This window comes from Pseudomonas sp. Nvir, assembly GCF_963778085.1.
Lineage (GTDB): Bacteria > Pseudomonadota > Gammaproteobacteria > Pseudomonadales > Pseudomonadaceae > Aquipseudomonas > Aquipseudomonas juntendi.
On the sequence record NZ_OY970405.1, the window covers coordinates 3518977 to 3531306 of the forward strand.

Genomic DNA, 12330 nt, shown 5'->3' on the forward strand with positions numbered 1-12330 from the left:
GAGGCGTACACCCTCGCGAAAAACAAAATTCCAAGAAAGCACTGGTCATCCCCGAGGTTGTACGATAACTTACCTCCAACGCAAAACAACACCTCCACCCAAGCGCCACAGGATGCCAACAAAAATGAACCCACAAGAACTCAAATCCATCCTCTCCCACGGCCTGCTGTCTTTCCCGGTCACCGACTTCAACGCCCAGGGCGACTTCAACCCGGCGGGCTACATCAAGCGCCTGGAGTGGCTGGCCCCCTATGGCGCCAGTGCCCTGTTCGCCGCCGGTGGTACGGGTGAGTTCTTCTCCCTGGCTGCCAGCGAATACAGCCAGGTCATCAAGACCGCAGTCGATACCTGCGCCACTTCGGTACCGATCCTCGCCGGCGTGGGTGGCTCCACCCGCCAGGCCATCGAATATGCGCAAGAAGCCGAGCGCCTGGGCGCCAAGGGCCTGCTGCTGCTGCCGCACTACCTGACCGAAGCCAGCCAGGACGGTGTTGCCGCCCACGTGGAAGCCGTGTGCAAGTCGGTGAAGATCGGCGTGGTGGTGTACAACCGCAATGTCTGCCGCCTCAACGCCAACCTGCTGGAAAAACTGGCCGAACGCTGCCCTAACCTGATCGGCTACAAGGACGGCCTGGGTGATATCGAGCTGATGGTGTCGATCCGCCGCCGCCTGGGTGATCGCTTCAGCTACCTGGGTGGCCTGCCAACCGCCGAAGTGTATGCTGCTGCCTACAAGGCCCTTGGCGTGCCGGTCTACTCCTCGGCAGTGTTCAACTTTGTGCCGAAGACAGCGATGGACTTCTACAACGCCATCGCCCGCGACGACCACGCTGCCGTGGCCAAGCTGATCGATGATTTCTTCCTGCCCTACCTGGACATCCGCAACCGCAAGGCTGGCTACGCCGTGAGCATCGTCAAGGCCGGCGCCAAGCTGGCCGGTTACGACGCAGGCCCGGTGCGTACCCCGCTGACCGACCTCACCGCCGAAGAGTACGAAATGCTCGCCGCGCTGATGGACAAGATGGGCCCGCAGTAAGCGCTGCTTGCGGCCTGCCATATGCCGCGCCCGGAGTGGGCCTGCCCCGCTCCGGTTACCATTCGTGAGCCCGCACAAAAATAACTAGTGGGAGTACAACCAGCATGCAAGCGACTAAAAAGACGCATGTGCGCTACCTGATCCTGTTCATGCTGTTCCTGGTGACCACGATCAACTATGCCGACCGCGCGACCATTGCAATCGCAGGCTCCAGCCTGCAGAAAGACCTCGGCATTGACGCCGTAACCCTCGGTTATATCTTCTCCGCGTTCGGATGGGCTTACGTGGCTGGCCAGATTCCGGGTGGCTGGCTGCTCGACCGCTTCGGTTCCAAGAACGTCTACGCCTTCAGCATCTTCACCTGGTCGCTGTTCACTCTGTTGCAGGGCTTTGTCGGCGGCCTTCCGGTTGCCTGGGCAGTCGTGACCCTGTTCACCTTGCGCTTCCTCGTCGGCTTTGCCGAAGCCCCGTCGTTCCCGGGTAACGCCCGTATCGTCGCGGCCTGGTTCCCGACCCAGGAACGCGGTACCGCCTCGGCCATCTTCAACTCCGCGCAGTACTTCGCCACCGCCCTGTTCGCACCGATCATGGGTTGGATCGTGTTCAGCTTCGGCTGGGAGCACGTGTTCGTGGTGATGGGGGCGCTGGGCATCATCTTCTCGATGGTGTGGCTGAGGACCATCTACAACCCGCGCCAGCATCCACGCATCAGCCCGGCCGAGCTCGAACACATCGAGCAGAACGGCGGCCTGGTCGACATGGACCACAAGCGCGGCAACGATGGCCCGAAATGGGGTTACATCAAGCAGCTGCTGACCAGCCGCATGCTGCTGGGCGTGTACCTGGGCCAGTATTGCATCAACGCCATCACCTATTTCTTCCTGACCTGGTTCCCGGTGTACCTGGTGCAGGAACGCGGCATGACCATCCTCAAGGCCGGCTTCATCGCCTCGCTGCCGGCGGTATGCGGCTTTATCGGCGGCGTGCTGGGTGGGGTGATCTCGGACTGGCTGCTGCGCCGTGGCAACTCGTTGACCTTCTCGCGCAAGCTGCCGATCGTCTGCGGCCTGATGTTGTCGACCACCATGGTGTTCTGCAACTACGTAGACGCCGAGTGGATGGTCGTCGGTTTCATGACCCTGGCTTTCTTTGGCAAAGGCATCGGCGCGCTGGGCTGGGCGGTAGTGGCAGACACCTCGCCGAAGCAGATCGCCGGCCTGTCGGGCGGCCTGTTCAACACCTTCGGCAACATCGCCTCGATCACTACGCCTATCGTCATCGGCTACATCATCAGCGCCACGGGTTCGTTCAAGTGGGCCCTGGTCTACGTAGGCGCCAACGCCCTGGTAGCGGTGTTCAGCTACCTGGTGATCGTTGGCCCGATCAAGCGTATCGAACTGCGCGACGACGCGCCGAGGCCACAGGCTGAGCCTGCTGCCAACGGCGAACTGGCCAGCTCGCGCCATTGAGTGACACGCCCGCCCCGGCTCTTTCGGTGCGGGCGGATGTACAAAAAAAGCCTGAGAACCTGACAAGTAGGGCCCAAACATGCAGTTGATCGAACATTCCGACTCGCCCCGCTACGTGCGCCTGCACGACGATGACAACGTCGTGGTCGTGGTCAATGACGGCGGCCTGGGCGAAGGTGCCCGTTTTGCCGACGGCCTGACCCTGGTCGAGGGCGTACCGCAAAGCCACAAGGTTGCCACCGTGACCATCGCCAAGGGCGAGCCGGTGCGCCGCTACGGGCAAATCATCGGTTATGCGCTGGAAGACCTGCGCCAGGGCAGCTGGGTACAGGAAAGCCAGCTGGCCATGCCCGCTGCCCCGGAACTGGACAGCCTGCCACGCTGCGATGCCGTGCCACAGCCGCTGCCGCCACTGGAAGGTTTCACCTTCGAAGGCTACCGCAACGCCGACGGCACGGTCGGCACGCGCAATATCCTTGGCATCACCACCACCGTGCAGTGCGTGACCGGCGTGCTGGAGCACGCGGTCAAGCGCATCCGCAGCGAACTGCTGCCCCAATACCCCAACGTCGATGACGTGGTAGCCATCACCCACAGCTACGGCTGCGGCGTGGCCATCAACGCCCGCGACGCCTATATCCCGATCCGCACCGTGCGCAACCTGGCGCGCAACCCCAACCTGGGCGGCGAAGCGCTGGTCATCAGCCTGGGCTGCGAAAAGCTGCAGGCCGGCCAGGTGATGCACGACAACGACCCGTCGGTAGATCTCAGCGACCCGTGGCTGTACCGCCTGCAGGACGCCAGCCTGGGCTTTGTGGAAATGATCGAGCAGATCATGGCGCTGGCCGAAACCCGCCTGAAGAAACTCGACCAGCGTCGACGCGAAAGCGTACCGGCCAGCGAGCTGATCCTGGGCATGCAGTGCGGTGGCAGCGACGCCTTTTCGGGCATTACCGCCAACCCGGCGCTGGGTTATGCCGCCGACCTGCTGGTACGTGCCGGTGCCACCGTGCTGTTCTCGGAAGTGACCGAGGTTCGCGACGCCATCTACATGCTGACTTCGCGCGCGCAAAACCAGGCGGTGGCCGACGCGCTGGTCAGCGAAATGGACTGGTATGACCGCTACCTGCAGCAAGGCGCCGCCGACCGCAGCGCCAATACCACACCGGGCAACAAGAAAGGCGGCCTGTCGAACATCGTCGAAAAGTCGCTGGGTTCGATCGTCAAGTCCGGCAGCGGGGCCATCCAGGGCGTGCTTGGCCCAGGCGAGCGGGTCAAGGGCAAGGGGCTGATCTTTTGCGCCACCCCGGCCAGCGACTTTGTCTGTGGCACCCTGCAACTGGCCGCAGGCATGAACCTTCATGTCTTCACCACGGGCCGCGGCACGCCGTATGGCCTGGCCATGGCGCCCGTGGTCAAGGTGTGCACCCGCAGCGAGCTGGCGCAGCGCTGGCCCGACTTGATCGACATCGACGCCGGACGCATCGCCAGCGGCCGCGCGACCATCGAGGAATTGGGCTGGGAGCTGTTCCACTACTACCTCGACGTCGCCAGTGGCCGCAAGCAGACCTGGGCCGAGCAGCACCGCTTGCACAACGACATCACCCTGTTCAATCCGGCGCCAATTACCTGATGCCCTGGGCAGGCTCGCCCAGCACTCTTCATTCAGCCACCCTCACAGGAGCACCCCATGCCTGAAATCCTCGGCCACAACTTCATCGCCGGCCAGCGCAGCGCCGCTGGCGCACAGCGCCTGCAGAGCCTGGACGCCAGCACTGGCGAAGCCCTGCCGTACAACTTTGCCCAGGCTACCGAGGGCGAAGTCGACCAAGCCGCCAAAGCCGCGGCCGCCGCTTTCGCCGAATTCCGCCAACTAGCCCCGGCGCGCCGCGCCGAATTTCTGGATGCCATCGCTGCCGAACTGGACGAGCTGGACGATGCCTTCATCGCTATCGTCTGCCGCGAAACCGCACTGCCCGCCGCACGTATCCAGGGTGAGCGCGGCCGTACCAGCGGCCAAATGCGCCTGTTCGCCCAGGTGTTGCGCCGTGGCGACTACCTTGGCGCACGCATCGACCTCGCTCTGCCCGAACGCCAGCCACTGCCACGCGTGGACCTGCGCCAGATGCGCATTGGCGTTGGCCCGGTCGCGGTGTTCGGCGCCAGTAACTTCCCGCTGGCGTTCTCCACCGCAGGTGGCGACACCGCCGCGGCGCTGGCCGCCGGCTGCCCGGTGGTGTTCAAGGCGCACAGCGGCCACATGGCAACCGCCGACCTGGTCGGCTGCGCCATCACCCGGGCAGCCGAGCGTACCGGCATGCCCAATGGGGTGTTCAACATGGTGTTCGGTGGCGGCGTGGGCGAGTGGCTGGTCAAGCACCCGGCCATCCAGGCCGTGGGTTTCACCGGTTCGCTGAAAGGCGGCGACGCCCTGTGCCGCATGGCCGCAGAGCGCCCCCGGCCGATTCCGGTGTTCGCCGAGATGTCCAGCATCAACCCGGTGATCATCCTGCCGGGCGCCCTGGCCAAGCGTGGCGACGCCATCGCCCGTGAGCTGGCCGGTTCGGTGTGCCTGGGCGCAGGGCAGTTCTGCACCAACCCGGGCCTGGTCATCGGGCTGCAATCGCCACCGTACAGCCAGCTGTTGGCTGAGCTGGGTCAGCACCTGGGCCAGCAGGCCGGCCAGGTCATGCTCAACGCCGGCGGCCTGCGCAGTTATGTCGCTGGCCTGGAGCACCTGCACGCCCATGCCGGTATCGAGCACCTGGCCGGCCAGGCACAGCACGGCAGCCAGGCCCACGCCCAGCTGTTCAAGGCCGATGCCCGGTTGCTGGTCGAGTCCGACCCATTGCTGCAGGAGGAAGTGTTCGGCCCCACCACCGTGGCCGTGGAAGTTCAGGATAACGACCAGTTGCGCGCTGCCGTGCTTGGCCTGCGCGGCCAGCTGACCGCCACACTGATCGGCGAGCCTGAGGACTTTGAAGCCTTTGCCTGGCTGGTACCACTGCTGGAAGAGAAAGTCGGGCGGATTCTGCTCAATGGTTACCCGACAGGTGTCGAGGTATGCGACGCCATGGTCCACGGCGGGCCGTACCCGGCAACTTCCGACGCCCGCGGAACCTCGGTCGGCACCCTGGCTATCGACCGCTTCCTGCGCCCGGTGTGCTACCAGAACTATCCGCAGGCGCTGTTGCCCGAGGCCCTGCGTGACAGCAACCCGCTGGGGCTGCGGCGGTTGGTGAATGGGCAGTGGCGCGACGGGGCGATCTGACGCCCCTTTGCGGCACGGGCCTCAAGCCCCTTGCGCCTCAGCCTCTTCATGCACCTGACGCAAACGCTCACGGCTATTGCTCAGGTGCATGCGCATGGCCATTTTGGCCCCTTCGCTGTCTCGCCGTGCAATGGCTTCATAGATGGCTTCATGCTCATGGCGCAGCCGGCTCATGTAATGGGCCTGGTCATCACGCGCCAACCGCGCTGAATTCAACCGGGTCCGGGGGATGATGCTGGTGCCCAGGTGGTTGAGGATGTCGGCGAAGTAATGGTTGCCACTGGCCTGGGCAATGCGCAGGTGAAACTGGAAGTCGGCCGACACCGCATCGGTGGCGTGGGCCGCCCCCTCGTTCAGCTCATCCAGCGCCGCGCGCATGCCGGCCAGCTCGTCATCGCTGCGGCGTTGTGCGGCAAGCCCTGCCGATTCGATCTCCAGCGCAATGCGCAACTCCAGCACCGCCAGCACCTCACGCAGGGTAACGACGGTAGCCGGGTCGATCCGGAAGCCCCCGGTCGCCGGCGCATCCAGCACGAACGTACCGATGCCGTGGCGGGTTTCCACCTGCCCGGCGGCTTGCAGCCGCGAAATGGCCTCACGCACCACCGTGCGGCTGACGCCCTCTTCAACCATGATCTGCGATTCGGTCGGCAGCTTGTCGCCGCGCTTGAGCTGGCCGCTGCGAATACGCTCGGTCAGCACCGTAACCAGTTCCTGGGCCAGACTGCGTGGCTTGCGCCGGGTCCTTGCCTGTACCTGCTGCTCTGTCATCGCCCTGTGTTTCACCTTGAAAGACAGCGCTTATCATAGCGCAAGCAGTTGTACGATCACATATGCCGCGTGCGGATTTCATTGCCTGCCTGGGGCTGCACCTACCCGACAACACCTGGAAGTGCTGGCACAGAGCCTGCGCTGCAAGATACTGTGCGTTTCCACCTCATGCATCCATGGAAGGAACTGCCCGTATGAAAACCTTTGACCGCCTTTTGCTGGGCTGCGGCTTACTGATCCCCTTGTGGCTGTTGGCCGGGGTCTGGCTCACTGCACTGGCGTACCCCGGCTACGACCATTTCCAACAAGCCATGAGCCAGCTCGGCGCGGTTGGCTCGCCCGTGCAGCGCTGGTCGCCATGGGTCAACAATTATCCTCTCGCGGTCTTGTTCATCTTGTTTGCCTTTGGCCTCGCGCGGCGCTGGCACGGCTCGAAGGTGGCGTTGTCGAGTGCAGCTCTGGTATTGGTGCACGGCCTCGGTAGCCTGGGCACAGGCTGGTTCGCTTGCGACCCAGGCTGCGCTCCGGCGCAACCTTCCAGCTCACAGCTGCTGCACAACTTGTCGGGGTTGCTGATGTTCCTTTCACTGACCCTGGCGAGCGCCCTGTGGGCGTGGCTAGGGACGCGTCTGGCCGGCAGCCAGGCCGTCGCGCTGCTGTCCGCCACCAGCCTGATACTGGCCATCGTCACCGTCGCACTCATGGCCCAGGCGGCACAAAGCGGGCAACTGTTCGGCCTGTACCAGCGCCTCAACTACGGGGTGTCGGTACTGTGGATCGCCTGCCTTGCCTGGGCTAGCCTGCGCAACCCGGCTGCTGGGTCATTGCACAGGCCCACCCGCTGACGGCAATTTGCTGGCCCCCCACCTTTGCAAGTGAGGGCAAACTTCGTTCCCCTTCAATTGCTTAGGACAGCAATATGCGAGTACTTCTAGCTACGATGGCCGGCTGCCTGCTCGCCACATTCGCTTTCGGCGCCCAGGCCAGGGCACTCAGCCAGAATGATCGCCACACCTGCCAGTGGGGTGCGCAAATAGCCGGTGAAGCCCAGCAAGCCAAGCTTGCCGGGGTCACCCTGTACGCTACGCGCAAGAAGCTTCAGGTGCGAAAGTTCGCCAAACCGTGGATGCGCATGACCGCCTTCGGCATTACTGAACAAACCTATAACAGCCGCTCCAGGCTCAAGCCTGCGGCAATTCGGCAGACCTATTACGAGCAGTGCGTGCACCATGCAGTTGCGAAGAGATAGGTGTTTTATTTCAGGCGGTTATGGATTAAAGCTAAAGCATTTCATGCGCCGTACTTGTGAGAGATTCTATGGTTCCTGGCAAGGGTAGCCGGAGCATCTTCAGCGCCTGTGAGATCGAGCGCCGCCCGCGCGGCGCAATCGCGAGCTGCGCTCGCTCCTACGTTTGTTTCGGGCCAGTAACGCCTGTGACAGGGGCGCGCGGCCGCCTTGTTTGTACGGCGCGATATTGAGGCATGCACCAAGGGGTTCGCGCGCGAATCCCATAGGAATAATTGGCCCGAAACAAACGTAGGAGCGAGCGCAGCTCGCGATTGCGCCGCGCGGGCGGCGCTCGATCTCACAGGCGCTGCCATACCTTGTGGCAAACACCTGTCAGCCCTAAGGCGATCCCTGTGGGAGCTGGCTTGCCGGCGATGGGCCGCAACGCGGCCCCCGCCTTTCGCGATGAGTGGCCGCACGCGAAGCCGGCCACCTTCACCGATTGCGAGTAACCCGCCACACGGTATTGGCCAGGTCATCCGCAATGATCAAAGCACCGCGCGGGTCCACCGTCACCCCCACCGGGCGACCGCGGGTCTTGCCATCTTCACCCCGGAAACCCGTCGCGAAGTCAATCGGTTCCCCAGCCGGCTTGCCATTGCTGAACGGCACGAAGATGACCTTGTAGCCCACCGGGTTCGGCCGGTTCCAACTGCCGTGCTCGCCCACGAATACCCCGTCAGCAAAACCCTCCCCCATGGCCGGGATGGAGAAGTCCACCCCCAGTGCCGCCACGTGCGAGCCCAGGCTGTAGTCGGGTTTGATCGCCGCGGCGACCTTGTCCGGGGCCTGCGGCCTTACCCGCTCATCGACGTTCTGCCCCCAGTAGCTGTAGGGCCAGCCGTAGAAGCCGCCGTCACGCACCGAGGTGAGGTAGTCAGGCACCAAATCAGGCCCCAACTCATCGCGCTCGTTGACCACTGTCCACAACTGCCCGGTCTGCGGCTCAATGGTCAGTGCGGTGGGGTTGCGCAGGCCTGTGGCGTAAGGCCGGTGCGCGCCGGTTTCGGCATCCACCTGCCAGACCATGGCGCGGTCGATCTCCACTTCCAGGCCGCGCTCGGTGATATTGCTGTTCGAGCCGATGCCCACATACAGGTAGCGCCCATCGGGGCTGATCGTCAGCGCCTTGGTCCAGTGGTGGTTGATCTGCGATGGCAGGTCGGTGACCTTGGTCGGCGGGCCGTCGGCCTTGGTCTGGCCTTCGGTGTAGTTGAAGCGCACCAGGGCGTCCTGGTTGGCCACGTACAACTTGCCGTCGGCAAAAGCCAGGCCATACGGCGCGTTGAGGTTTTCCGCGAATACCGTCTGCACCTCGTACTTGCCGTCGCCGTCGGCATCGCGCAGCAAGGTCAGGCGGTTACCGCCTTTGACTTGGGTGTTGCCCTTGGCCTTGATCTGGCTGGCAATCACATCCTTGGGCTTGAGCTTGGCCGCGCTGCCGCCCCTGCCTTCGGCCACCAGGATGTCGCCATTGGGCAATACCAGGCTCTGGCGCGGGATCTTCAGGTCGGTGGCAATGGCCGTGACACTGTAGCCTTCGGGAACGGTCGGTTTCTGCTCACCCCAGGCCACCGGCTGAGCGATCTTCATGCTCGGCAACAAGCCACGTTGTGGCTCGGGCAAGCGCGGGTCCGGGCCATGGGCCTGCGTAGGCTCGCCATCGCCACCACAGGCACTCAACAGCAGCGCCACACTCAATACACTCAACGCGTGCAAGGGCTTCATGCTTCACCTCCAGAACGCAGGTTGCTCAGGCCGGTCCAGGCTGCGGCCAACGCCAGTACGCTCACGACCACCGACAGCACCAGCCCTGCCGGCATCACCGCCCAGGCGTCCTTGGCATGCTCGAAGGCATTGATCAGGCCAAGCACCCAGGTCACCAGCAGCAGCACGAAGTACAGCGTCGGGCGACCGCCTTTGCGCTCGGCGCGGATCAGGTTGGCCAAGGCAAACAGCAGCGCCAGCCCGCAGAACACCAAAGCCCCGGCGATCAGCCAGGCGGCGAAGTTGCTCCACTGGATCTGGTAGCTGTTGTAGTAGGCAATATCGCTCAGCAGGGCGCCGAGGAACAACGGCACACTGCCGGCCAAGAGCAGGGCGTGCAGCGGGCTGGGGGTGCGCCGGTATAGAGTGTGGTCGGATGTGGTCACGGTGCCTCCTTTTCATTCAGTGACCCAGGCTGACGGGGGGCCATCAGCCGTGCGCAGGATGCGCCTAGCAAAGGAGCCCTGCGCATCGCCGATAGTTCACCGCTTCGCTGCAATGAAACATCTTGTAAGAACCGATCCCCCCAGCGTGCACACCATTGGGCTCAAGCAACCAGCAGCGCCTCAGCAGATGCCCTGACAGGCAAAACCCCAGGCATTCATTGATTAAAGTTATTGAAGGCAACCGCTGTAGGAAGTTACTGACAACCCAACTTAGAACTGAACTTTCGTACAACCCAACAACGAAGAATGCCCTGCAAAAATCTCAAATTATTTCCCCACTTGCGTTGCTCTGACCGGCGCGCTAACACTGGTGCCATCACGCACTGGAGGAAGCCCCATGTCTCATCTTGCCCAGTTCCGCGCCCTCGAATGGCTACTCGCCAACAAGGAAGACCAACTTCAGTTCATCAAGGTTGACCCCCAACTTCGCCGCGAGCTGGAATTCGAAAGCAAACTGCACGACCTGCTGGCCGAATATCAATTCGGCTTAAGGCAGGTGCTGAGCATCATGGCACCTGAGCAGCGCCACACGTTCGACCTGTTCACCCGGCAACCCCACGCACTGGTTTCACCGACCGGTTTCCGGGCGCGGCTCAGCAAGTTTTATCAAAACCCCTATACCGGTGAAGTCGTCGAAGCCAAGAGCACCTTGCACAAGACCTTGCGCCAGTGGATCAGACAGTACAGCCGCGCCGAAGTGGAAAGCTGGGTGATACCAGGTGCTCTGCTACCACGCAGCCTGCGCGAATAACCAGCGCCGGCTCAGCGGTAATCCTGCTGCCTCGCCGGCACACGCAAACGTTCGGTAACCGAACATTAGACCGCCTCTTGAATTGACGCTGCCGCCCGCACTGCTCACCATGCACCGGCCTTGCGTGCACCCTTGCCTGGGAAATGGTCACGCACCCGCAGCACCGCAGTTGAATACAATTTCAAGAAACGAGCCGTCATGAACAACTCCAAGACTCACCCCGCCGCGCCCCGGATGCCCCAGGGTTCGATCGGCGACAAGCTTCGCGCCGCCTTCGGCGTTGGCAAGACCCGCTGGGGCATGCTGGCCCTGGTGTTCTTCGCCACCACCCTCAATTACATCGACCGCGCCGCCCTTGGCATCATGCAGCCTGTCTTGGCCAAGGAAATGAGCTGGACGGCGATGGACTACGCCAACATCAACTTCTGGTTCCAGGTCGGTTACGCCATCGGCTTTCTGTTGCAAGGCCGGCTGATCGACAAGGTCGGCGTCAAACGGGCCTTTTTCTTCGCCGTGCTGCTCTGGAGCCTGGCCACCGGCGCCCATGGCCTGGCCACCTCGGCTGCCGGTTTCATGGTTTGCCGCTTTATCCTTGGCCTGACCGAAGCCGCCAACTACCCGGCTTGCGTGAAAACCGTGCGCCTGTGGTTTCCGGCCGGTGAGCGGGCCATCGCCACCGGTTTGTTCAATGCCGGTACCAATGTCGGCGCCATGGTAACCCCAGCGCTGCTGCCGCTGATTCTGGCCGTGTGGGGCTGGCAGGCCGCATTCATCGCCATGGGCTGCCTGGGCCTGGTGTGGGTAGTGCTGTGGCTGCTCAAGTACTACAACCCTGAAGACCACCCGACAGTGCGGCAGAGCGAGGTGCAGTACATCCAGCAAGCTGTCGAGCCCGAGCCGACCCGGGTGCCGTTCAGCCGCATACTGCGCTTGCGCGGGACCTGGGCGTTCGCGGTGGCCTATGCGATCACCGCACCGGTGTTCTGGTTCTACCTGTACTGGTTGCCGCCCTTCCTCAACCAACAATACAGCCTGGGCATCAATGTGACCCAGATGGGTATCCCACTGATCATCATCTGGCTGACGGCAGATTTTGGCAGCATCGGCGGTGGCATTCTGTCGTCATGGTTGATCGGCCGCGGCGTGCGCGCCACGACGGCGCGGTTGCTGTCCATGCTGGTCTTCGCCTGCACCATGGTCAGCGTGGTGTCGGCTGCCAACGCCAGCGGCCTCTGGGTCGCGGTGGCGGCCATTTCGCTGGCGGTGGGGGCGCACCAGGCCTGGACGGCGAACATCTGGAGCCTGGTGATGGACTACACGCCCAAGCACCTGGTGAGTACCGTGTTCGGCTTCGGCAGCATGTGCGCAGCCATTGGCGGGATGTTCATGACGCAGATCGTCGGCAGCGTGCTGACGGCTACCCACAATAACTATGCCGTGCTGTTCACCATGATCCCGGCCATGTACTTCCTGGCGCTGGTATGGATGTACTTCATGGCGCCGCGCCAGGTCGAAAGCGCCTGAGGCGCTG

11 protein-coding genes are annotated in these 12330 nt (G+C 63.3%); 8 read left to right on the forward strand and 3 right to left on the reverse strand.

The genetic code is table 11. The features are described 5' to 3' along the window. The first annotated feature begins 124 nt into the window (after nt 1-124). The 4 genes from kdgD to AACG97_RS16975 all read left to right on the forward strand — a co-directional run bounded on the left by kdgD (nt 125) and on the right by AACG97_RS16975 (nt 5776). Nucleotides 125-1036: a 5-dehydro-4-deoxyglucarate dehydratase gene (gene kdgD, locus AACG97_RS16960; RefSeq protein WP_009687018.1), complete on the forward strand. Its 912-nt coding sequence runs from the start codon at nt 125-127 to the stop codon at nt 1034-1036. A 104-nt stretch (nt 1037-1140) separates the two neighbouring features. Beyond that, on the forward strand, nt 1141-2505 hold the full coding sequence (locus tag AACG97_RS16965) for an MFS transporter (RefSeq protein ID WP_115294213.1): 1365 nt from the start codon (nt 1141-1143) through the stop codon (nt 2503-2505). A gap of 79 nt (nt 2506-2584) precedes the next feature. After that, nucleotides 2585-4138: a galactarate dehydratase gene (garD, locus tag AACG97_RS16970; protein WP_197886567.1), complete on the forward strand. Its 1554-nt coding sequence runs from the start codon at nt 2585-2587 to the stop codon at nt 4136-4138. Nucleotides 4139-4195: 57 nt separating this feature from the next. Then, nucleotides 4196-5776, forward strand: a complete 1581-nt coding sequence (locus AACG97_RS16975; RefSeq protein ID WP_115294212.1) for an aldehyde dehydrogenase (NADP(+)) — start codon at nt 4196-4198, stop codon at nt 5774-5776. A 21-nt stretch (nt 5777-5797) separates the two neighbouring features. Here AACG97_RS16975 and AACG97_RS16980 read toward each other — a convergent pair whose 3' ends face one another. Further along, entirely contained in the window at nt 5798-6547 is a 750-nt protein-coding gene (locus AACG97_RS16980; RefSeq protein ID WP_009687013.1) for a FadR/GntR family transcriptional regulator, read from the reverse strand. A 194-nt stretch (nt 6548-6741) separates the two neighbouring features. Here AACG97_RS16980 and AACG97_RS16985 point away from each other — a divergent pair, with 194 nt between their 5' ends. Further along, entirely contained in the window at nt 6742-7392 is a 651-nt protein-coding gene (locus tag AACG97_RS16985) for a DUF998 domain-containing protein (RefSeq protein ID WP_197886566.1), read from the forward strand. 74 nt (nt 7393-7466) lie between these two features. After that, nucleotides 7467-7796 (forward strand): hypothetical protein, encoded by a 330-nt coding sequence (locus AACG97_RS16990; RefSeq protein WP_047149831.1) that lies wholly within the window; start codon nt 7467-7469, stop codon nt 7794-7796. Nucleotides 7797-8270: 474 nt separating this feature from the next. Here the strand turns inward: AACG97_RS16990 and AACG97_RS16995 are convergent, their stop codons facing one another. Beyond that, nucleotides 8271-9563, reverse strand: a complete 1293-nt coding sequence (locus AACG97_RS16995) for a PQQ-dependent sugar dehydrogenase (RefSeq protein ID WP_029885639.1) — start codon at nt 9561-9563, stop codon at nt 8271-8273. Continuing rightward, entirely contained in the window at nt 9560-9988 is a 429-nt protein-coding gene (locus tag AACG97_RS17000) for a DUF2231 domain-containing protein (RefSeq protein ID WP_173889746.1), read from the reverse strand. The genes AACG97_RS16995 and AACG97_RS17000 overlap by 4 nt, the downstream gene beginning before the upstream one ends. Nucleotides 9989-10385: 397 nt before the next feature. On the opposite strand from AACG97_RS17000, the gene AACG97_RS17005 reads away from it, so the two are divergent. Both AACG97_RS17005 and AACG97_RS17010 read left to right on the forward strand, forming a co-directional pair. Next, nucleotides 10386-10799, forward strand: coding sequence for a histone-like nucleoid-structuring protein, MvaT/MvaU family (locus tag AACG97_RS17005; RefSeq protein ID WP_197885874.1), 414 nt, complete (start codon nt 10386-10388; stop codon nt 10797-10799). 234 nt (nt 10800-11033) lie between these two features. Then, nucleotides 11034-12323, forward strand: coding sequence for an MFS transporter (locus AACG97_RS17010; protein WP_397459989.1), 1290 nt, complete (start codon nt 11034-11036; stop codon nt 12321-12323). The last annotated feature ends 7 nt before the right edge of the window (nt 12324-12330 follow it).